The organism is Streptomyces sp. NBC_01465, assembly GCF_036227325.1.
In the GTDB taxonomy this organism is placed as follows: domain Bacteria; phylum Actinomycetota; class Actinomycetes; order Streptomycetales; family Streptomycetaceae; genus Streptomyces.
In genome coordinates, this window is the sequence record NZ_CP109467.1 from 180,658 (window position 1) to 202,985 (window position 22,328).

The 22,328-nt window shown below is 70.0% G+C and carries 15 protein-coding genes; 8 read left to right on the forward strand and 7 right to left on the reverse strand.

Translation table 11 applies throughout. The features are described from left to right. The first annotated feature begins 46 nt into the window (after positions 1–46). Together OG707_RS00705 and OG707_RS00710 are read left to right on the forward strand one after the other, a co-directional pair. The gene (locus OG707_RS00705) at positions 47–1,393 is read left to right on the forward strand and encodes a serine/threonine-protein kinase (RefSeq protein ID WP_329113143.1); all 1,347 of its coding nucleotides are present in this window, start codon (positions 47–49) and stop codon (positions 1,391–1,393) included. A gap of 109 nt (positions 1,394–1,502) precedes the next feature. Then, complete coding sequence (locus tag OG707_RS00710; protein WP_329113145.1) at positions 1,503–3,260, forward strand: putative Ig domain-containing protein; 1,758 nt, start codon at positions 1,503–1,505, stop codon at positions 3,258–3,260. Between the two features lie 75 nt (positions 3,261–3,335). On the opposite strand, the gene OG707_RS00715 is transcribed toward OG707_RS00710, so the two are convergent. Beyond that, complete coding sequence (locus OG707_RS00715; protein WP_329113147.1) at positions 3,336–6,104, reverse strand: helix-turn-helix transcriptional regulator; 2,769 nt, start codon at positions 6,102–6,104, stop codon at positions 3,336–3,338. 212 nt (positions 6,105–6,316) lie between these two features. Here OG707_RS00715 and OG707_RS00720 point away from each other — a divergent pair, with 212 nt between their 5' ends. From OG707_RS00720 to OG707_RS00735, 4 genes are all read left to right on the forward strand, one after another. Continuing rightward, positions 6,317–6,508 (forward strand): hypothetical protein, encoded by a 192-nt coding sequence (locus OG707_RS00720; RefSeq protein WP_329113150.1) that lies wholly within the window; start codon positions 6,317–6,319, stop codon positions 6,506–6,508. A 43-nt stretch (positions 6,509–6,551) separates the two neighbouring features. Next, on the forward strand, positions 6,552–7,085 hold the full coding sequence (locus OG707_RS00725) for a GNAT family N-acetyltransferase (protein ID WP_329113152.1): 534 nt from the start codon (positions 6,552–6,554) through the stop codon (positions 7,083–7,085). Between the two features lie 168 nt (positions 7,086–7,253). Further along, complete coding sequence (locus tag OG707_RS00730) at positions 7,254–9,434, forward strand: FUSC family protein (protein WP_329127564.1); 2,181 nt, start codon at positions 7,254–7,256, stop codon at positions 9,432–9,434. A 58-nt stretch (positions 9,435–9,492) separates the two neighbouring features. Next, on the forward strand, positions 9,493–10,644 hold the full coding sequence (locus OG707_RS00735) for a D-alanyl-D-alanine carboxypeptidase family protein (protein WP_329113154.1): 1,152 nt from the start codon (positions 9,493–9,495) through the stop codon (positions 10,642–10,644). Positions 10,645–10,662: 18 nt separating this feature from the next. Here OG707_RS00735 and OG707_RS00740 read toward each other — a convergent pair whose 3' ends face one another. The 3 genes from OG707_RS00740 to OG707_RS00750 all read right to left on the reverse strand — a co-directional run bounded on the left by OG707_RS00740 (position 10,663) and on the right by OG707_RS00750 (position 16,546). Beyond that, positions 10,663–11,658 (reverse strand): GNAT family N-acetyltransferase, encoded by a 996-nt coding sequence (locus OG707_RS00740; RefSeq protein WP_329113156.1) that lies wholly within the window; start codon positions 11,656–11,658, stop codon positions 10,663–10,665. A gap of 54 nt (positions 11,659–11,712) precedes the next feature. Continuing rightward, positions 11,713–12,174, reverse strand: coding sequence for a DUF5990 family protein (locus tag OG707_RS00745; RefSeq protein WP_329113159.1), 462 nt, complete (start codon positions 12,172–12,174; stop codon positions 11,713–11,715). A gap of 76 nt (positions 12,175–12,250) precedes the next feature. Further along, positions 12,251–16,546 carry a discoidin domain-containing protein gene (locus OG707_RS00750; RefSeq protein WP_329113160.1) on the reverse strand — a complete coding sequence of 1,432 codons (4,296 nt, stop codon included), beginning with the start codon at positions 16,544–16,546 and terminating at the stop codon, positions 12,251–12,253. A gap of 395 nt (positions 16,547–16,941) precedes the next feature. On the opposite strand from OG707_RS00750, the gene OG707_RS00755 reads away from it, so the two are divergent. Further along, positions 16,942–19,266, forward strand: coding sequence for a discoidin domain-containing protein (locus OG707_RS00755; protein ID WP_329127566.1), 2,325 nt, complete (start codon positions 16,942–16,944; stop codon positions 19,264–19,266). Positions 19,267–19,313: 47 nt separating this feature from the next. Here OG707_RS00755 and OG707_RS00760 read toward each other — a convergent pair whose 3' ends face one another. Next, a complete protein-coding gene (locus OG707_RS00760; protein ID WP_329113163.1) occupies positions 19,314–19,667 on the reverse strand; it encodes a DUF6355 family natural product biosynthesis protein in 354 nt (117 codons plus the stop codon). Between the two features lie 235 nt (positions 19,668–19,902). Here OG707_RS00760 and OG707_RS00765 point away from each other — a divergent pair, with 235 nt between their 5' ends. Then, a complete protein-coding gene (locus OG707_RS00765; protein ID WP_329113165.1) occupies positions 19,903–20,400 on the forward strand; it encodes a peptidylprolyl isomerase in 498 nt (165 codons plus the stop codon). A gap of 54 nt (positions 20,401–20,454) precedes the next feature. On the opposite strand, the gene OG707_RS00770 is transcribed toward OG707_RS00765, so the two are convergent. Beyond that, positions 20,455–21,252, reverse strand: coding sequence for a family 1 encapsulin nanocompartment shell protein (locus tag OG707_RS00770; protein ID WP_329113167.1), 798 nt, complete (start codon positions 21,250–21,252; stop codon positions 20,455–20,457). A 5-nt stretch (positions 21,253–21,257) separates the two neighbouring features. Then, the gene (locus OG707_RS00775) at positions 21,258–22,319 is read right to left on the reverse strand and encodes a Dyp-type peroxidase (protein ID WP_329113169.1); all 1,062 of its coding nucleotides are present in this window, start codon (positions 22,317–22,319) and stop codon (positions 21,258–21,260) included. Between the last annotated feature and the right edge of the window lie 9 nt (positions 22,320–22,328).

Here is a 22,328-nt window from a genome sequence, read left to right on the forward strand (position 1 = left end):
TTCTGCTTGCTACTTGAGGTCGAATGAGACGTTGAGTGGGGGCACCATGGCGCCGGAAGCGCAAAAGGGCCAGCTCATCGGCGGCCGCTATCGGCTCGTGCACACCCTGGGATCCGGGGGCATGGGGCGCGTATGGAGAGCTCACGACGAGCAGCTCGACACCCACGTCGCGATCAAGGAACTGTTCCTGCCCGCGGTGATGTCGCCCGCCGACCGGGCGGACCGGCTGGAGCGCGCCGTACGGGAGGCCCGCAACGCGGCCAGGCTGCGCGACCATCCCCATATCGTCACCGTCCATGACGTGCTGACCGTGGACGGGATCCCGTGGATCGTGATGCAGCTCGTCCCCGGAGCCACTCTGCAGGAGCACCTGCGCAAGCACGGGCCGCTTTCGGTGGACGCCACGGCGGAGGTCGCGACGGCGCTCCTGCGGGCGCTTCGGGCAGCGCACGCGGAGGGGATCGTGCACCGTGACGTCAAACCGGCGAATGTGCTGGTGACCGACGACCGCCGAGTCCTGCTCAGCGATTTCGGGATCGCCGTCAACTCGGCGGACAGAGGGCTGACCGAAGCCGGGGTCGTCATTGGCTCGCCTTCGTATCTGGCGCCGGAGCGGGCTCGTGGACTGAAGGGCGACGCCTCTAGCGATCTGTTCTCCCTCGGAGCGACGCTGTACGAGGCCGTCGAAGGCGTCTCGCCCTTCCTCCGGGCGAGCCAGGCCGGATCGCAGTACGCCGTGGTGCACGAGCCGGCCCCGCCGATGCTCCGCGCAGGCCGGCTGGCGGCTCTGATCAGCGGGCTGCTGGAGAAGGAGCCGGGGAACAGGCTGACGATTCCCCGGGCGGTGGAGCTTCTCGCACCTCCCCCGCCGATGCCCCGGTTCGCGCCGGCGCCGACGGCCGCGCGACCGGCCCCGGAGCAACCGGCCCCGCTCCCCGTCCCTCGGCCGCCCGCGCCGGCCCGCAGGCATCGGCACCCCCTGTCCCGTCGGGTGTGGGTGGTGTCGCTCGCAGCGGCCCTTGTGGTGATCGGCGGTCTGTACGGCGGCTACCGGTGGACGCAGGCCCAGTACTACGTCGGCGCCAACAACGGACACGTCGCACTGTTCGGCGGCATCAAGCAGAACGTGGCCGGGGTCTCCCTCTCGAAGGTGAAGAAGGACCACCCCGAGATCGAGCTCAAGTACTTGCCCCTGTATCAGCGGCAGCAGGTCGGCAACACCATCTCGGTGGACGGCCCGGCCGCGGCGCGCGCGAAGATCGATGAGCTCGCCACCCAGGCGTCGGCGTGCAAGAAGGCCGAGCAGCGCAGGTCTTCTACAGGCAACAGCACGGCCGCGCCCCGCCTTTCGGAGGCCGAACAGCGGCTCGTCGCGCTGTGCGCGAGCCCGTGAACCGTCGCGGACAAGGGTTTTCCCCGATGCCGCGCACAGCGCGTGAGGGCCACTCTTTCGGGCACGCCGGTCCTCCTCCGGCGCACCCCCGCGAAAGGGTCCCTTCCCCATGATCCGAAAAGTCAGCTCCCGCTCCCCATGGCTGCGATGGCGCCCGTTGGCCGCAGGCGCTGCCGCTGCACTGGTGCTCGGCGGTCCTGCGGCGTCCACGGCAGGCGCCTCACAGAACCAGGCCGACCCCGCTCCCGCTCCGGCCCCGCTCGTCGCCGCCATGCAGGTTGACATGCACCTGACCTATCGGCAGGCGCAAGACCGGCTCGTGAACGAGGACAGGGCGACGCGTGTCGCCACCGCGCTGGACGGTTCCCTCGGACCCCGCGTCACCAGCATGTGGTTCGACGCCGTGACCGGGCGTCTCAACGCCGCGGTGACCACGGCGGCCGACGCCCGTGCTGTCGAGGCCGCGGGCGGCGAGGCGCACCGGGTGCCGTACAGCAGATCCGATCTCGAAGGTGTCGCACGGACGGTGGGTGCGCAGGCGCACGCCGTGCCGGGGGTCGTGGGATGGGGGATCCAGGCGCGTACGAGCCGTGTCGAGGTGGTCGTCGACCAGGAGCGCCGCACCACTGCCACCACCGCGTTCGTGCGCCGCATCGGCGAGTTGGGCGACCGGGTCGTCGTCACGAACACGTCCGACGCCCCGGTGCAGCAGCAGGGCGACGTGGTCGGCGGCGAGAAGTGGACCCCAGGCAGCGAGAGCCCCTGCTCCGTCGGCTTCTCCGTCAACGCGTCCGGCGGCGCGAAGGGGTTCCTCACCGCGGGGCACTGCACCAATGACGTGGACCAGGCCGCGTACGGGAAGGACGGGACCCGCCTGGGCACCTCCAACCAGGGCGGCACCCACAGCATCAACGCCCGCGAGGGCGACTTCGGCCTCGTCTCCGTCGATCAGGCCGGCTGGAACGTGGCGCCCAGGGTCTCCGGGTACGGCAGCGGCGACGTGACCGTGACAGGCTCGGCCGAAGGCCTGGTGGGCCAGACGGTCTGCCGCTCCGGCCAGACGAGCGGCTGGCACTGCGGTGAGATCACCAAGGTCAACCAGACCGTCGACTACGGCAACGTGGTCATCGACGGGCTGTCATGGACCAACACCTGTTCCGCCGGCGGGGATTCGGGCGGCTCCTACGTCTCCGCGACCGGCGGCAAGGCGGTCGGCCTCCACTCCGGGGGCGGCAGCGTGATCTGCGGGCAGAGCGGCGAGACGAACACCATCTTCCAGCCCGTCGGCGAGGCGCTGCAGAAGTGGGGGCTCACCCTGGCGACGAGCTCGCCGCAGCCCGGTGAGGTGACGGTCACCGCTGTCGGCGCGCAGAGCAGCACCGTGGGGCAGAAGATCACGCTTCCCAACAGCGCACAGGGCGGAACGGCCCCCTACAAGTGGAGTGCGACGGGCCTGCCTTCGGGGCTCTCCATCGACGGCGCCTCGGGCACGGTGAGCGGTACGACGGCCGCCGCGGGAACCGGTTCGGTGACCGTCACGGCGACCGATGCCGCCGGAAAGACCGGCTCCACCACCTTCACCTGGACCGTCGGCGACAGCGGCGGCGGCACGTTGTCCCTGACCAACCCCGGAGGGCAGACCGTCTACATCGGCCGCCCCTTCAGCCTGGCGCTCAAGGCCACCGGAGGAACAGGCGCGCGTACGTTCACTGCCACGGGCCTGCCCGCAGGGCTGACCGTCGACCGCGCGACCGGCGTGATCGCCGGCAAGCCGACGACCTGGGGTCTGGCCAACAGCCGCGTCACCGTGACGGACAGCGCCGGCAAGAACGCGTCGGTCTCCATCACCTGGAGCGTGTTCAGCTGACGCCCTGTACGGCATGACAGCGGGGAGGGCGGCCGGAGAACGGCCCCCTCCCTCTCGGCGCGCTCCGCCTGCCCCTCAGGACGGCCGGAGCGCTGCGGCCAGCTGGTTCCTGGAGCGGACGTCGAGTTTGCGGTAGACGCGGCTGAGGGTGGCCTCGACGGTCTTGACCGACAGGAAGAGACGCTGCGCGGCCTCCTTGTTGGAGGCGCCGGAGACGACCACGTCCGCGACCCTGCGTTCGGTGACCGTCAGCATGGCGGGACCGCGCGGGGATGCGCCGGCCTCCTCGGCGGCGTACAGAAAAGTGTGGGCGAGCGCGGCCCAGGGACGAGCCCCGGCTTCCTCGAACAGGGCCATCGCCCGGTCACCGGCGCGGCGGGCCGACGCCCCTCTGCGGCGGCCGCGCTCGACACGTCCGCGCATCAGATGCGTACGTCCCTCCTCGATCCGGAGGCCCAGTCCGGCGAAGTGCTCGCCCGCGCGTTCCAGGAGGGCGACCGCCTCGTTTCTCCGGTTCGCGTGAGCGAGGTGGACGGCCTCGGCCCGGTCGAGGGCCGCGCCCCAGCCGGTGGCCAGCGCCGACGGCGAAGCACTGTTGCGCAGTGCGGTCAGCAGGCGCGCGGCCGGCTCCTGCTGTCCGGTGACGGCGAGCGCTTCCACGCGCTCGGGCTGCCAGCGCAGCATTGTCACATCGCGGACGGCTTGCGTCTGTTCGAGCTCCGCGACCCTGCCCAGGTTCGCCACGGCCCGGTCGGGCTCCCCCGTGACCAGCTCCACGGTGGCCAGGGCCAGCAGATTGCGCGAGGTGAAGACGAGGTCCCCCGCCTCGCGGGACACCAGCACACCCAGGCGTGCGAACCGGGCGGCCTCGTCGAACGAGCTGCCCGCCGCGGCCGCCGTCGCGCACGTGTACCAGGCGGGACCGAGCGACAGGCCCGCGGCGCGACCGACTGCCAGAGCACGCGCGCTCCAGTGCAGGGCGCGCATACAGGATCCGCGGCGGACCTCCAGCTCCGCAAGGCTGCGCAGTACCTCTTGGAGGTCCTCGGCCGAACCCGACTCCTCGGCCAGGGGAAGCAGTCCGCTCAGGGCCGTGCCCGCCTCCTCCAGCCGGTCGTCGAAGAGCGCGTGCCGGGTGGCCAGGTACTGGGGGGTGTCGCGCAGCGGCAGCTGACGGTCCGAGTGGGGTACGGCAAGGGCGAGTTCGAGGGTGCGGCGCGCGCCGGGGTGTCCTGTGATCCGCTCGATGCGTGCCTGCATGGTCAGTGCCGCGGCCCTGAGGTCGGGGAGCCGCGCGGCGGATGCGTGCCGTACCGCGCCGAGGGCCGCCTGCCGCGCTTCCTCGGGACGCCCGCCGAGGTTGTGCCGGATCGCGCTGCGCATGTCGACGGCCGCGAGCAGAGCGGGGTCGTCGCGGGCGAGCCGGCGTGCGCGCAGCAGGAGTTCGTCCAGGTCGGCGAGTTCCTGCCCGCTGGCATCGACGACGGCCAGGAGGGCGACCGCCTCGGCCGCGCCCGCGCGGGCGGCGGCCAGGGCGTCGGCCGCCCGCAACGCCAGGTCGGCCCGGCCTGCCGCGCCCGCGTCCTCGGCGGCGGCGACCAGCCGGCGCAGCTGTGCGTGCCGCTGGGCGTTCGGGGTGCGGGCGGCGGCCGCGAGGAGGATGTCGGCGGACAGGGCCCGGTCGCCTCCGGCCCGTGCCAGGGCCGCCGCCTCGTCCGCCGTGTTCAGTACGTCGTCCGACGGCCGGTCCTCGCCGAGGAGTTGATGGCGGGCGGCGTGGACGGGGTCGGGGGCGGTCGCGGCCAGGGCCCGGTGGGCGTGCGCGGTGGTGCTCTCCGTACTGCTGTCGGCCACTTCGGCCTGAAGCGCCCGGGCCGCGAAGGCGATGCGGTCGCCGGTGAGCGGCTTGAGGATGCCCGCCTCCAGGGCGGCCGACAGGTGCGCGTCGGTGGCGGTCGGCCAGGTGCGGCGCACCTGGAGTCGGGTGGGGTCGTGGGCGAGCGCGAGACGGGCCAGGGTGTCGCGTACGCCGGCGTCCACGGTGGCGATCCAGGCGGCGGCGAGCTCCCGGGCCGTACGGACTGCGCCGCAGTCCGCGTCCGTCGCCGCGGAAGACAGTCCGGCGGCCAGTGCCTGGACGAGCAGAGGGTGTCCGCCGCTGTCGCGATGGACGGCGACGGCCGTCGCCGCACGCTCGCCCCGGCTCTCCAGATACAGGACCGTCTCCTCGAGCGTGAGCGGGTCGAGCACGATCCGCGGCGCGTGCTCGGACAACACCCGGTGGCCGAGGGCCGGTTGGAGGGCGGTCCGTACGGTGACGGCCGTACGGATCCGCCCCGGTGCCAGTGCGCGCGCGACGTGCCGGACGACGTCGGCGCTCGCGGCGTCCAGCCACTGCTCGTCGTCCACGGCCAGCAGCCAGCGGACTTCGCCCGCGGCGGCGAGCAGCGCGGTGACGGCGAGCCGGACGGCCAGGGCGTCGCACGGGGGTGCGGGCGCAGGGACGTGGTGCATCACCTGCCGCAGTACCGACTGCTGCGCCGGGGGCAGTGAGGTCAGCAGGTCCGGCGGCACGGCGGCCAGCAGGTGCGCCAGGCCGCTGAAGGCCCGGCGCTCGTCCCCCTGCCCGGGCGCCAGCCGGAGGACCGAGGCCCCGTCCGCTTCCTCCCCGCACACCAGTGCGCGCAGGAGCGTGGTGCGCCCGCTGCCCCACACGCCGGCGACGAGTACGCCGTGGCGGTGCTCCAGGGCCTCCCGCCCCGCCCGGATCCTGGCATCGAAGGCCGGCCACAGCGCGCCGCGCCCGCCCTCGTACAGAGCGGGAGTTGATCTGTCGGACGTCACGCGACGACCGTACGAAGTGACGTGCGGGTGTTCAAGACCGCGTCCTCCCGAGGGGCTGAAGCCGTGGCCCCGTCCGTCACTGTGCGCAACTCTCCGGCGCGCGTGGAGTGACGGACGCGTCTACTGTTGTCTGCGGTGCCGCTCTCCGTCCCCGACGGGCCGGCGTACGACACCGACGCCAGCGCACACCCTTCAAGGGGATCGAGGCGACCATGCCCCTGCATCTGCCACTGCTGCTGATACTCGGTTTCGGCATCTGGTTCCTGGGCCGCAAAGGGGGCGTGAAGATCTCCCACGTCCTCGTCTGCGCGGCCTTCGGCTTCTTCCTCGCCGACACCTCTGCCTCCGCGTCGGTCCACTCCGTGGTCAGCAGTGCCATGACCGCACTGCACATCGCGGGCTGACCCCCGCCGACCGACCGCAGGGCCGTGGCGCGATCATGTCGGCATGACTGATCACTTCTCCGACCCGTCGCCCGCCGCGGTCCGGCTGGATCACTACACACCGGCCGACCAGAGCGAGATCCTGGGTGACGGCGCCGATCCTTTCGGCGTCGCGGATGCCGGCATGACATGGCTGCCCAAGGAAATCCATTTCGGTGTCCGTCACGAGGGCCGTCTCGTCGCACACACCGGTCTGCTGCGACTGTCGTTGTCGGCAGGCGGCATCGATACGGCGGCCGTGGGTGTCGGCGGCGTGGCGGTCGCGCCCGAACTGCGAGGGCACGGACTGGCCCGGGTGGTAGTGGGAGCGGCACTCGAACACGCTCGGACGATGGGGCCGCCGTACGGAATTCTCTTCTGCAGGCCGCCTCTTGTCCCTCTGTACGGGCGGCTCGGCTGGCAGGAACTCGACCAGGAGGTCCACGTCGAGCAGCCGCAGGGAACCGTGACCATGCCGCTGCGCACGATGTGGACACCGCTGCACGACGGTGCGCAGTGGCCTTCCGGAGAGGTGCGTCTGCACTCCTTCCCCATGTGATCAACACCCCCGTTCTCCCCTGCCGGTGACCGCCCGTGCCATGCTGAAGCCGACCGCGGATCATGACGGGCGTCAGGAGAGTACGGCAGCGTGAGGGCAGTGGCACGGCACGACGGAACGGGTGTCTGGGATCGTTTCGCGGCGTCGGATCCGGGACTCCTGCGGCTGATGGCGGGGCTGCGGACGGTGGCGTCGATCGGGCTCACGCTCCTCGTCCTCGCGCTCCTGGGCACCGATGTCACTCACCTGGTCACGGGCGCCATGACCGCGATGGTCTCCACCTTCGCGATCAAGGAGAAGCAGGTCCGGGGGCAGGCGGTGACGCTCGCGCTGGGGCTGCCGGTCGCCCTGGCGGCCATTTCCCTGGGGGCCCTCCTCAACGAGAGGGTCGTCGTGGGCGACGCCTTCTTCGTCGTGCTGATCTTCGGTGCCGTCTACAGCAGGCGGTTCGGCGACCGCGGTACGGCGCTGGGGCTGATCGGTTTCCAGATCTACTTCGTCTCACTGTTCGTGCGCGCCACGACGTCGGGCCTGCCCCAGCTGTATCTGGTGCTCGCCGTCGCGTTCGTGTGCAGCGCGGTGGTCAGATTCGCCGTCGTCCCCGAGACGCCCGAGCGCGTCCTGACGCGCCTGCGCGACGCGTTCCGGGCACGGCTCGCGCAACTGGTGACCAGCCAGATCGCGCTTCTGGACACGCCCGCGCAGCAGTTGGACAGGGTTCTGGACGATCTGCGCTCGGGCACCGCACGGCTGCACGAGGCCGCGCTGATGATCCAGGGCCGTCTGGAGGAGGGCACGCCCGACGCGGCCACGGGTGATCTGCTGCAACGCCGCGTCGCGGACGCGGAGATCGCCACCGAGCGCCTCGGCATGCTGCTGCTCAACGCCCGCAGCGCCGAGGGCGCCAACACCCTGACGCTCCATCTCCCGAACGCGCCCCTGCCGTCCACAGGAAACCTGATCCCGGCCGAGGACCCCACGACGGCCACCCTGCGCAGGGAACTGGGCGCGCTGCATCTGCTGGTCTCCAGGACCGGTCCCGACGACCGCACCGCGGTGGCCCACCTCCGCAACCGGCTGCTCGGCTACCGCGACGAGGAGAAGCTCCCGCGCGCCTCCGAACCGGTCCGGGACGTCTTCCGCGGGATCGGCGAGGCCGCGCGTGCGGTGCTCGGTCTGCGGCTCGCCCTCGACGGGCCGCAGGACGAGTCCAACGACTCGCCGGCCACGACCCGTTCCCGGGAGGAGTTCGACGCCGAGAGCATCGCGCTCTCCTCGGCCGACGCGAGCGAGGAGAGCGAAGAGGAGAAGCCGGCGGGCCTGCACCGTCCCACCACCCGGGCCGCCTTCCAGGTCGCGGTCGGTTCGGTCCTGGCCATCGTCGGCGGGGAGTTCCTCTCCTCCCAGCGCTGGTACTGGGCGGTCCTCACCTGCTGGGTGGTCTTCCTCAACACCGCGTCCACGGGCGAGATCCTGGTCAAGGGCTACCGCAGGCTGCTCGGGACGGTTCTCGGCGTGTTCGCCGGTGTCCTGCTGGCCGGCGCGGTGGGGAATCACACCTGGCTGGCCTTCACCCTGGTCCTCGTCCTCATCTTCGCGATGTTCTTCAGCGCCCCGCTGTCGTACGCGCTGATGTCGTTCTTCGTGACCGCGATGCTGGGCCTGCTCTACACCCTGCTCCACACGTACAGCGTCGACGTCCTGGTGCTGCGCATCGAGGAGACGGCGCTCGGCGCGGCCTGCGGGATCATCGCGGCCGTGCTGGTCCTGCCCGTGCACACCGACCGCCGTACCGACGAACTCCTTGGCACGGTCCTGGAGAAGCTGGACGAGGTCGTGTCCGCGTCCGTGGACCAGCTCAGCGGCGGTCCCGCCGCCGATCTGCTGGGCAGGGCAAGGGAGTTGGACACTGCGCTGGAGGATCTGCGCGCCTCGGTCCAGCCGCTGACGCACCCCATCACCCCGCTGCGGGGACGCAGGCAGACGGCCCGCTATCTGGTGGCGCTCCTGGAGACCTGTGCGTACCACGCACGGTCGCTGGCGGCGACCGCCGAGCTCCTGCCGTACAGCAAGACGATCGCCGCCGATCCCCGGCTGGAGCGGGCCGGCCGGCGCATCGCGGGCAACATCGCGGTTCTCTCCTCGTACGTCAGGGACGAGAGGACCGGCCAGATCGAGTCCGGGGCGAGCATCGCCTCCCTGCTCAAGGCCGACGGGCCCGGGATGCGGCCCTCCGCGACGGTCACCCCGCGTGTCCTGCGTCATCTGCAGCGGCTCGACGAAGGAGTGGTCGGGCTCGCCCGTCCGCTCGATGTGCCGGTCGCCGAGCGCCCGGTGCTGAGCGGGTGACGATCCGTTTGGCAGACGTAGACCTGCAGGCCTGCTCCATGGCTTTTAGCGTGACGACATGCGACATCTGCCGACACTTCGTCATATCTGCTCCCTCACCGCCGCGCTGACGGTCGCTCTGGCCGTGCCGGCTCCCGGCGCGGCGTGGGCCGCATCGCCACCGACCGGCGCGCACGACCCCGCCCACTCCGCCCCCGCGGCACCTGACTCCCTGTCAGCCCTGTCGTGGCTGGTGGCGGACGCGGCGACCGGGCAGGTCCTGGCCGAGCACAACGCGCATCGCAGGCTGCCGCCCGCCAGCACGCTCAAGACCCTGTTCGCCGTGACGGTCCTGCCCCGGGTGCCGGCGCGCAAGGTGCACCTGGTCAAGGAGAGCGACCTGTACGGGATGGGCGAGGGCAGCAGCCAGGTCGGTGTGGTCCCCGGGCTCCGGTACTCGGCCGGTGACCTGTGGCGCGGTGTCTTCCTGCGCTCGGGCAACGACGCGGTCCACGTACTGGCCGCGATGAACGGCGGCTGGGAGCGCACCACCCGGCAGATGCAGACCACGGCGGAGCGGCTGGGCGCGAGCGACACCCATGTGGTGTCCCCCGACGGTTACGACGCGGAGGGGCAGGTCTCCTCGGCCCGGGATCTTGTGGTGTTCGCCAGGGCGGGCCTGACCAACCCGGCGTTCGCCAAGTACTGCGCCACCTCCGTGGCCCAGTTCCCTTCCGGAACGGACAGCCGCGGCCACTCCGGACCTTCCTTCGAGATCCAGAACACGAACCGCCTCCTCACCGGAACCCCGGACGTCGCCCCCTACCCCGGGCTGATCGGGGTGAAGAACGGCTACACCACGAACGCCGGGAACACCCTGGTCACGGCCGCGCACCGCAAGGGCCGCACCCTGATCGTCTCCGTGATGAACCCGCAGGCGGGCAGTGTGTACGAGGAGGCACGTGCCCTGCTCGACTGGGGATTCACCGCCGTCGGGCGCGTCAGACCGGTCGCCTCCCTGCCTCCGGTGAGAGCGAGGAGCGTCTCCGCCGCGGGTGCGGCACACCGGCCGGCACCCGCACCGGCGCCCGCGCACGAGGCCGCGGCGCACCCCGTGGCGGCGCGTCCCGCGGAGACGGACGATCCGGTGCCGGGCATCGCGATCGCGGCTGCGCTTCTGGTGCCTCTGGGGATTTCCCTCTGGCTCCTGCGCAGACGTCCCAAGGGTTGAGGCGGGCGCTCGGAACCGTCAGGCGTCGGTGATCGGCCGCGCGTACGTGACGAACTCGCTGTCCGTGGTGAAACCGAGCCGCTCGTACAGTCCCAGCGCGCCCGAAGGATTGGCCGTGTCGACGGTGAGCGACGCCGTGTCGTACCCGTCGGCCAGCGCCGCTTCCAGAGTGGCGGCCATCAGCGCGGGGGCCGCGCCGATGCCACGGTGCGAGCGGCGGGTGGCGAGGTAGCCGATGTGGCAGTCCCTGGTGCCGTCGGCCGCGGTGTCGGCCTCGTACTCCTCCGCGATGAGATACGCCGCGACGATGTCGCCGTCGAGGAGGAGGCGGGACATGGGGCGGCGCAGCGAGCGCGCTCCCGACACCTCGGTGCGCCAGTCGGCCTCGTCCATCTCGCAGAAGTTCCAGTGGTCGCGGAACGCGTCGTTGTGGGCGAGCCGGGTCGCCTCGTCGTACTCCGGCTCCAGGGCGACCAGGCGCAGCCCTTCGGGGACGCGGCCGGGCGACGGCCTGTCGCGCTGCAGGGGGTGTGTCATCTCGAACCACCAGCGGGCGGGCGCGAAGCCCTGCTTCTCGGTGAGCGCGATGAGGTCCTTGTCGTCGGACTTTCCGGTGATCATGAGCTCGCCGGGCAGTGAGGCGAAGCGCTCGGAGTGCAGGGTCCGTGCGCGGGGGGCCATCCAGGCGACGAGCCGGTCCCCGATGCCGCGCCGCCGCCAGTCGGGGTGGACCGCGCCTTCGCCGCCGAAGCGGGCCGCGTCGACGGCGCCGTCGGGGGTGTGGAGCAGGGCGTACGCGACCATGCCCGGCCCGTCCCAGAGCGTCAGCGAGTCCTGCCGGAGGTCGAGCTTGGGGTCGGCGAGCGCTTCCGCGAGATCGTCCGCGTCGACGTGGTGTCCGGTGCGGTCGACCCGTTCCACGGCCTGGCGGAGGTCCAGCCACGCGGGGACGTCGTCGGGGCTGAGCGGCCGGGCCAGGAGGCCGCCGCCGCTCTCTGTCGGCGTAGTGTCCACCGCTCCATGGTCGTACGGGGGAGGAATCCCCGCCTTTCGAGGCGGGTGCGGCGGCTATGCCGCGGCTTCGGCGGTCCAGACGATGCGCGGGGGCTCGACCCGGGCGCACAGGGGGTTTCCGCTGTCGTCGGTGAGACCGAGCCGCCCGGCCAGGACGCCTTCGCGGGCGGCGGCCGCGAGGGTCTCCTCGGGGACGACGTCGAGCATGAGTTTGGCGCGGCGGAACATGGTGAAGAGGCCCTTTTCGTCGACGGTGCCCCACGAGAGGTAGATGAACCGGCGGCCCAGGCGGTCCTGTACGTACGGGCCCTTCACTTCGGTGCCCTCCGGCGAGGTGGTCGCCGTGCACTCCAGGGTCCAGGTCGCGGACGCGGCGTCGCCGGGGTGCGGTTCCAGGAGCTCGGCGGGGCGGTCGCGGCGCTGCACGGCGACGTGCACGTTGCGGTACGCGGGGCCCTCGGTGGTGGCCGTGCAGATGAGACCGGGCAGGTCGACGGCGTCGATTCGGATGTGCATGCCGGCCATCATCCCGTACGGAACGGTGGCATCCGGTGTCGTGCCCGGATGCCACCGTTCGTCGGTGCGCCCGCCGCTACGGCAGGTTGTTGATCTTGAAGGTGGACGTGGTGTTCTTGATGTCCTGAGCGTTGCCGCTCATCTTCAGGTTGTGGAACGTCACCTCGCCGACCGCAGGGCCCTGGCCGGACTCGGGCATCTCGTTCGCCCAGAGGCCGAAGCCGGACTTGGCGTCAAAGGCGTCGCCGCTCTTCTTCGCGCCGGTGATCGTGATGTCCGTGAGGATCGTGTCCTTGATCGGGAACTGCGGCTGTCCTCCTACGTAGTTGGTCTGGAACATGATTCCGCTGTACGTCGGATCGACGATGTCCACATCGTTGATGCGGATGCCCTGGAACACCTTCGAGGCGGAGAACAGCCAGATGCCGGGGAAGGTCTGTCCGCCCCAGAAGTGGCCGCCGGACCGTTCGATGGTGATGTTCTCCAGGGTCGTCGGATCGGTGCCGAAGCCGTTCATCGGGTAGCCGAAGTCCAGCGAGCTGACCGTGATCCCGGAGTAGACGAGGGTGTCCGCGATGCGGATGTTGCGGAAGGTGTTGCTGTAGCCGCCGTAGACGGCCACCCCCGCGGCACGCCAGGTCAGGAGTGAGGTCAGGTTCTCGAAGACGTTGTTCTTCTCGTCGGCGCCGCCGGCGTCGATCGCCGAGAACAGGGCGAAGCTGTCGTCGCCCGTGGCGCGCGACTCGTTGTTGACGACATGGTTGTCCGTGCTGCCGTTGGTCATGTTGATGCCGTCGGCGTAGGTGTCACGGATGCGCGAGTTCTTGATGGTGATGTTGTCGGTGTTGGCGCCCCAGTAGAGGCAGACGGTGTGTTCGTTCCAGACGTTGTCGATGGTGATGTTGGCGACGCCTGAGAAGTCGAAGACCTTTCCGGGGCCGTCGATGCGTGAGGTGTAGTTCCCGAAGAACGCGAAGTTCGCGAACGACGAGCCGTTGGCGGTCGCTTCGGCACGGAACCCCGCGTCGGTGTTGTCCTGCGACGACGGGGCGTGGAAGCGGGTGAACCAGGGGCCCGCACCGACGACCTTGACCGCCTTGCCGTAGACCTGGAACTTGCTGGACGTCTCGTAGTCACCGGCCGGCAGATAGACGCCGACGAGCTTGCCGGTGGTGTCCATGCGGACCTTGTCCAGAGCGTTCTGGACGTCCTGCTGGGAGAATCCGGCCGGCACGGTGTACGTGGCCGGGTCGGGGTTGGCCGCCGCCGTGGCCAGCTCGGTGTCGACGAAGTCGATCGCGTACTTCGAGGTGTTGGCGGCGTCCTTCTGCAGCTTGATCCTGCTGCCTGCGGGGACCGTCTTGCCGAGAAGGACGTTCGCCTCGTCGTAGATGTGGCGCGGGGTGCCGGATCCCGGGTCGTTGCCCGGGCCGGTCTCGGCGCCGTACAGCCAGGCGTACTTCGAGGTGAGGTCGATCGCCTTGAGGAACGTGCCGTCGACGTAGATGTTCAGCGTCGCACTGGTGCCGCCGCCGCTCGGGGCGTCGGGGATGGAGAAGCGGGTGACCAGCGTGTTCGTGCTGGCCTTCGTGGTGAACTCGACCGATTCGCCTGTGTTGTTGAGCGTCACGGCCTTGCGGCCCGACGCCTCGCCCGCGAGGTCACCGACGGTGCGGTTGGGGCCGACGACCTTGGCGCCGCCCGCGACGACTCCGTCCTCCGCCTCGTAGGTGTCGTAGGGCATGTCCGCGCCGCGTCCGATGAACAGCGACTGGGTGGTGGTGTTGTTGTCGCGCTTGACCGGGAGTTCATTGGTGTCGGCCGCGATCACGGTCTTCACCTGGTAGTTGCCGTTGGCCGCCGTCCAGGTGCCGAGGTCCACCGGGGTGGCGGTGGCGCCCGCAGCGATGGCCCCGTTGTAGGCGCCGGTCAGGGTGGTGAGCGTGGCGCCCTTGGAGTCGGTGACGGTCAGGGTGACGGAGTGCGCACCGCCGGCCGAGGCCACGGTGCCCTGGTTCTTGATCGCCACCGAGAACCTGACGACGTCGCCCGCACTCGCCGAACTCGGCGACCAGCTGACGGGGAATGCGACCAGGTCGGAGCTGGAGACCGGCTTGACGACGAGCGGAGAGGGGCTGGTGTAGGTGTTGTTGGCCTCGTTCTGCTCGATCACGTTATTTGCCGGGTCCACTGTCGCGCTCAGCGGGTAACTGCCCGCGTCGCGTGCGCCGATGGAGGCGGTGACGGTCTTCGTCTCGCCCGCCGCGAGCGCCGGCACCTGTGCGGTGCCTGCCTTCGTGGAGCCGAGGCTGAAGTCGAGGGCGGTGGCCGCCGATGCCTGGGGGCCGCTGTTGGTGACGGTGGCCGAGAGGCTGATGGTGTCCGACTCGACGGGCGCGGCCGGGGAGGCCGTGATGCCGGTGACCTGGAGGTCCGGGTTGGGGGCCGGTACGCCGACCACCTGGAACTCCGCGATCTGGCCCGCGGACGAGCCGGTGTTGGAGGTGATCTTCAGCTGGACGTCGGCGATGCGGCCGCTCACCGGGATGGTGACGGTGTTCTGGCTCGCCGGGTTGAAGGTGTAGTCCTTGCCCGCCACCAGGCTGGTGAACGAGCTCGCGGACTGCTCGCGACCCAGGACCTCGATGTTCTGCGTACGGGTGGACCAGGCGCTGTCCGGATTCAGCTTCAGTACGACCGAGTTCACATCGGCGTTGGCCCCGAGCTTCACGGTCAGTGTGTTCGGGTAGCTGCCGCCCGCGCCCTCCCAATAGGTGCTGGTCTGGCCGTCGTTGGCGTTCTCGGCGAGGAAGGTGAAGACAGTGGAGGAGGCGCTGATCGGCTTCCCCTGGGCCAGGTTCGAGCCGGGGCCCGTCGTCCCGGAGCGGGTGACGGTGTTGCTGTTGCCCGAGGTGTTGCCCGCCGCGTCCTTGGCCCGTACGTAGTACGTGACGGTGGTGTCGGCCGGCTGGGAGTCGGTGTACGTCGTGACGTCACCGGCGACCGACTTGCGCAGGCTGCCGTTGGCGTAGATGTCGTAGCCCGTGACCTTCACGTTGTCCGCGGAGGCGCCCCAGGTCAGCTTGATGTCGGTGCCGGACGGCTGGGTGAACGCGAGGTTCGACGGCGCCGTGGGTGCCTGCGTGTCGCCCGTGTCGCCCGCGCGGGTCACAGTGTTGCTGTTGCCCGACTGGTTGCCCGCGGCGTCGTGGGCGCGGACGTAGTACGCGACCGTGGCGCTGCCGGGCTGGTTGTCGGTGTACGTCGTCACATTGCCCGCGACGGTGGTGCGCAGCTCGCCGTTGGCGTAGACGTCGTAGCCGGTCACACCCACCGCGTCGGTCGAGGCGGACCAGGTGAGCTTGATCTGGCCGGTCGCCGGTTCGGTGTACGCGAGGTTCTGCGGTGTGGAGGGGGGCGTGACGTCACCGGACGTCGGACCGTAGACCTCGAGCTCCGAGAGCTGTCCCGCGGGCTGTTCGGTGTTGGCGGTGATCAGCACGCGGACGTAGCGGGTGGTGGTGGGGTCGAAGGAGATCGTCACCGACTGGTCCCCGGCCGCGTTGAACGCGTATCCCTTGGAGGCGGTGAGGTCGGTGAAGGCCGTGTTGTTGGTGCTGCCTTGGATCTTCAGCGTCTGCGTTCTGGCGCCCCAGCCGGACGGCAGCCGCAGGACGACCTGGTTCACCTGTACCGAAGAGCCGAGGTCGGCCTGGATCCACTGCGGGAGCGCGTTGTTCTGGCTCTCCCAGTAGGTGGCCCGGTTGCCGTCGTTGGCGTTGGGCGCGGAATACACCTCGGTGTAGCTGCTGGCGGTGAGGGTCTTGCCGAGCGCCAGGTTGCCCGAGGTGCCGGACGCGTCCGCCGCGTAGACCGCCAGTTCGGAGAGCTGGGCCTTGGGCCAGCCGGAGTTGGCGGTGATGTTGATCCGTACGTAACGGGTCTGGGCGGCCGGGAAGTTGACCGTCACCGTGTTCCCGTTGCCGGGGCCGAAGGTGTACGAGGCCGCGGTGGAGAGGGTGTTGTAACTGGTGCCGTCCGCACTCCCCTGCACGGCGAGGGTCTCGTTGCGGCTCTCCCAGCCCGCGGGGAGCTTGAGGACGACCTGGTCGACCCGGGCGGTGGAGCCGAGGTCCGTCTCGACCCACTGGGGGAAGGTGGTGGACGAACTCTCCCAGTAGGTGGCCTGGTTGCCGTCGGTGATGTTCCCGGCGGCGTACGACGCGTTGGAGTCGCTGGCCCGGGTGGGCTTGCCCACCGCGAGGTTGGGGCCGCCGGCGGCTTCGGCGGACAGTGCGGGAAGGCCGAGCAGTAACAGGGCCGTCGCGAGAGCGGCCGTGACGGCTCGCCATCTGTGCCTGATATGTGGCATACGTGTCCCTAGTCTCTCGAAGTTCGTGTTCTTGCGTTCAATTGTTGGAATATTGCAGAGAGATGTAGAGAGGTCTACCGCCCGGACAGAGGCAATCGCCGAGTCCATGTCAATTCAAGGGACAAAATCACCCCTTCCATCCCATGGGGTCCGTTCGATCCAGAGGACAGGCAGGGCTGGGGGCGATCAAGTCGCCTGTACGCTCAGTTCTTCCCATGGTGAGTCGATCATTTTCATGAGTCCATCGAAATCTTGCGCAGAATCATGGACGTCACGTCGAAAGCGTCCTAGCCTCCTGAGCGTTCGCAGAGCCCCCACGAGCGACAAGGACCCCTTCTGTGGCATTCCCCCCAAGAAGTCACCTGCTCAAACGCGGCCTGGCCGCCTCCCTCTCGATGGCCCTCGCGGTGGCAGGGACAGCCGCCGCGGTCGTGCTGTCGACCGGAACCTCGGCCCAGGCGGCGGCAGTTCAGGCCCCTTCACCACTTGACGTCAAGGGCCGCGGCGCGAGCGTTCCGTTCAAGGAGCAGGAGGCCGAGTACGCGGCGACCAACGGCACGCTCATAGGCCCCGACCGCACCTACGGGACGCTGCCCTCCGAAGCCTCGGGCCGACAGGCCGTCACGCTGGACGGCGTCGGCGAGTACGTCGAGTTCACCCTCACCAGCCCGGCGAACGCGATGTCGTTCCGCTACTCCCTCCCCGACAGCGCGGCCGGCACCGGCCGCGACGCGGCGATCGATCTCAAGGTGAACGGCAGTCAGCTCAAGAGCGTCCCGGTCACCTCGGTCTACGGCTGGTACTACGGCGGCTACCCCTTCAACAACAACCCCGGCGACACCAACCCCCACCACTTCTACGACGAGACCCGCACCATGCTCGGATCAACGCTCCCCGCAGGGACGAAGATCAGGCTCCAGGTCTCCTCGGTCTCGGCCTCCCCCTCGTTCACCATCGACCTCGCCGACTTCGAGCAGGTGGGTGCGCCCACTGCCAAGCCCTCGGGCGCGCTCGACGTGGTGAGCGACTTCGGGGCCGACCCGACCGGTGCGGCGGACTCGACGGCCAAGATCCAGGCGGCGGTCGACGCCGGCGCGGCACAAGGCAAGGAGGTCTACATCCCGCAGGGCACCTTCCAGGTCCGCGACCACATCGTGGTGGACAAGGTGACACTGCGCGGGGCCGGCCCCTGGTACAGCGTCCTGACCGGACGCGACCCCAGCAACCGCAGCAAGGCGGTCGGCGTCTACGGGAAGTACGCGGCGCAGGGCGGCAGCAGCAACGTCACCCTCAAGGACTTCGCCATCATCGGTGACATCCGCGAGCGCGTCGACGACGACCAGGTCAACGCCATCGGCGGTGCACTGTCCAACTCGACCGTCGACAACATCTGGATGCAGCACACCAAGTGCGGTGCCTGGATGGACGGCCCGATGGACAACCTCACCATCAAGAACAGCCGCATCCTGGACCAGACCGCCGACGGTGTGAACTTCCACTACGGCGTCACCAACTCCACCGTCACGAACACCTTCGTCCGCAACTCCGGCGACGACGGACTCGCCATGTGGGCGGAGGCCAAGCCCAACGTCAACAACAAGTTCACGTTCAACACCGTGGTCCTGCCCATCCTGGCGAACAACATCGTCACCTACGGCGGCAAGGACATCACCATCGCGGACAACGTCATGTCCGACACCCTGACCAACGGCGGCGGCCTGCACATCGCCAACCGCTATCCGGGGGTCAACTCCGGTCAGGGGACGGCAGTTTCGGGCACCATCACCGCGGCACGCAACACGCTGATCCGTACCGGCAACAACGACTACAACTGGCGCTTCGGCGTCGGCGCCATCTGGTTCAGCGGCCTCAACGAGCCCATCAACGCCACCCTCAACATCACCGACAGCGAGGTCCTGGACAGCTCGTACGCGGCGATCCATCTCATCGAGGGCGCGACCAACGGCCTGCACTTCAAGAACATCCGCATCGACGGCGCGGGAACGTACGCCCTGCAGATCCAGGCACCGGGCACCGCCACCTTCGAGAACGTGACCGCCACCCACATCGCGCAGAGCAACCCGATCCACAACTGCATCGGCAGCGGCTTCCAGATCACCCGGACGGGCACCAACACGGGCTGGTACGCGGACCCGCCGGTCTGCACCGGCACCTGGCCGGATCCCGTCTGGACCAACGGCGGCGTCCCGCAGGACCCGGGCCAGCCGACCGACCCGCCCACGACGCCGACGGACCCGCCGACCACTCCGACCGACCCGCCCACCACTCCGCCGTCCGACCCCGGGAACCTGGCCCAGGGCCGCCCGGTCACGGACTCCGGGCACGCGGACGTCTATCAGGCGTCGAACGCGGTGGACGGCAACGCGAACACCTACTGGGAGAGCACGAACAATGCCTTCCCCCAGACGATCACCGTGGACCTGGGCTCCGCGAAAGCGGCGAAGCGCCTGGTGCTAAAGCTCCCTCCGGCCGCGGCCTGGGCCACGCGCACCCAGACGCTGAGCGTGTCCGGCAGCACCGACAACTCCACGTACACCTCGCTCAAGGCATCCGCCGGCTATGTCTTCAATCCGGCGAGCGGCAATACGGCCACGGTCGACCTGAGCGGTGCGCAGACCCGGTACCTGCGGCTGAACTTCACGGGCAACACGGGCTGGCCGGCGGCGCAGCTCTCGGAACTGGAGGTGTACTCCAGCTGACAACGCGCGGCGGGTGGCCCGGGCCACCTGCCGCGCATCCGTCCCGCCTACGGCCCGGTGTCCCCGGGGTGGCTGCAGGTTCCGCCCTGGTAGTTGCTGTCGTACCAGGCACCGTTCGCATCGGAGTCGAGGACGGTCCGCCCCGGGCCCACGCACCGGTGGTAGTCGGACCGCCAGGTCCGTGTCACCTGGATCCACACATTGGTGTCCGTGGCGCAGTGTTCGTAGAAGGGATGGTCGCTGGTGGTGCCCTCGTTCCAGCCGCAGCCCGAGATCCGCTGCCCGGTCGACGCCTCCACCGGCGCCGCGACCGAGCAGAGGAGCGCTCCGGCCAGGGCGACCGTGGCCAGGGCGAGGACCCTGGGCCGCCGCCGGGCCGGGGTCTTTTCGTCTGTTCGCATGGGGGTGTTCCTCTCTGCGGTGCGCACAGGTCCACTGGTGCTGTGCGTCGAGGAACTCCTGTCTGGACGCGCCGAGCGGCATTCCTCCGGAGCGGTGAGGAAACGATCAGCCCTCACTCGTACGAGGGAAACAGGCACTCCCCGTAGCGCACCCGCACCCCATTCGGCACAGATCGTCACCACTGGACGGCCCCCCTGGCATGCGGGCCGATCCCGGTCCGGCAAGATGGCACCCATGACGAGCAACGTTTTCTTCAACATCACCATCGACGAGAAGCCCGCCGGGAAGATCGTCTTCAAGCTGTACGACGACGTCGTGCCCAAGACCGCCAAGAACTTCCGCGAGCTGGCCACCGGCGAGCACGGCTACGGCTACGCCGGTTCGCCGTTCCACCGCGTCATCCCGGAGTTCATGCTCCAGGGCGGCGACTTCACCCGGGGCAACGGCACCGGCGGCAAGAGCATCTACGGCGAGAAGTTCCCGGACGAGAACTTCACCCACAAGCACACCCGGCCGGGCCTGCTGTCCATGGCCAACGCCGGCCCGAACAGCAACGGCTCGCAGTTCTTCATCACCACCGTGGTGACGCCGTGGCTCGACGGCAAGCACGTCGTCTTCGGCGAGGTCGTCGAAGGCTTCGACCTGGTCCAGCAGATCGAGGCCCTCGGCTCGCGTTCCGGCGCGACCAAGGCGCAGGTCGTCGTCTCGGAGTCCGGCGTCGTCCAGGCCTGACCGACACACCATGAGCGGGTTGCCGTCCGGCCGGGCGGCAGCCCGCTCTGTCGTTCACACGGTGAGGGCGATCCCGGCCTCGGGTGTGTGAAGGCTGAAGGTGAGGCTCTGCTGCAGGTAGAGCTGGATCGTCGTGGCGTCGTGCGTGAGATAGCCGATCGAGAGGTCCTGTCCCAGGTGGAGTTCGAAGTCGCCGCCCCGGGTGGACACGACGGCACCGCCCGTGAGGGCCGGGGCCCACACGATGGGCCCGGACAGGACGCGGGCGAGGTGTTCGCGTACGGGATATCCGTGGTCGGAGGTCTCGTTCACCGCGGTGTACGCGTCGGCGCCCAGCAGCAGTGCGTACGGGCCGTCCACGCCGGCGAGGCGCAGGGCGGTCATGGCACGGCTCACGCTGTCCGCGTATTCGGCCACGTCCGCGGCCAGCGGCAGTGCCTCGTTGCTGGAATCGCTCCTGATCCCCTCGATCCCGGCTTCGGCCCAGCCCTCGAAGATGATCCGGTCCTCGGTGAGGGCCATGGTCCTGGCGGCCTCCTGCGCGGGGTGCCAGTCGCTGTCCTTGGCGCCGTACTCCACGTTGTCGACGGCCTCGCGCTCCAGAGTGAACGGCACGCGCAGCTCGATGGTCGGATGCGACTGGTGTGCGCGGGCCTCGACGCTCGGGGTCGGTGCCGCGATCCGCTTGAGGTGGCCGGAGCCGATCGCCGCGAGGGCGGGGCCGCCCGGATCGTCCAGATCGACGACGCGGCGGCCCGCGAGGTGCAGGACGAACGTACGGCGGACCTCGTCCTCGATCTCGTTCCAGGCGCTCGTGCTGATGGGTGCCAGGTCGCGGTGCAGATTGTCCATGGGTATCAAAACGCCTTCGGTGAAGTGGTGTTCACGGCGGGGAGTTCGAGGCTGCCGATGCCCAGCGAGGTGTCGACCGCCTGCGTGACCACAGGGGCGGGAGAGGTCGCGGCGGACGGGGCGGACGGGGCCGGCGGATCGTCCAGGAATTCCGTGGTGGGGACGTAGAACAGGGATCCCGTGGTCGCGGTGGAGAACTCCAGGATCCGGTCGTGGGTCGCGTCCCCCGCGCCCAGGAACATGTTGCGGAGCATCTGCTCGGTGACGGCGGGGGTGCGGCAGTACCCGATGAAGTACGTGCCGTACTCGGCGCGCGCGAGGGACCCGAAGGGCATGTTGGCGCGGACGATCGGCTGCTCCTCGCCGTCGGCGTCCTCGACCTTGTTCAGGGCGACGTGGGAGTCGGCGGGCTGGGTGTCCTCCGGCAGTTCGATGTCGTCCGCTTTCGTACGGCCGACCACGCGTTCCTGCTCCTCCGCGGGGAGCGCGTCCCACTGGGGCAGGTTGTGCAGGTACTTCTGGACGATCGCGTAACTTCCCCCGGCGAACGCGGCGTCCTCCTCCCCCACGAACGCGGCCTGCCCCGCGCGGGTGCCCTCGGGGTTCTCCGTGCCGTCGACGAAGCCGAGCAGGTCGCGCTGGTCGAAGTAGCTGAAGCCGTGCGTCTCGTCGACGATGCGGGCGTGGCCCGTCAGCCGCCGGGTGATCTGTGCCGCCAGTTCGAAGCAGAGGTCGGTGTGCCGGGCCCGGATGTGGAACAGCAGGTCACCGGGGGTGGAGGGGGCGCGGTGGCGTGCGCCCTGCAGCGGTTCGAAGGGGTGGAGATCGGCGGGACGCGGGCCGTCGAAGAGGCGGTCCCAGGCGAGCGAGCCGATGCCGGCCACGCAGGAGAGACGGTCGTCGGGCAGCCGGAAGCCGACCGCGCGCACCAGCCCCGAAAGGTCGCCGAGGAGTTCGCGGGCGGCGTCCGCTCCGCCGTGGTCGACGGTGAACACCAGGAACACAGCGGCCCGGCTCGTGCCGGCCAGGACCGGCTGGGGGGTGTGCGGCGGTTGTGTGCTGCCCACGCGGAATCC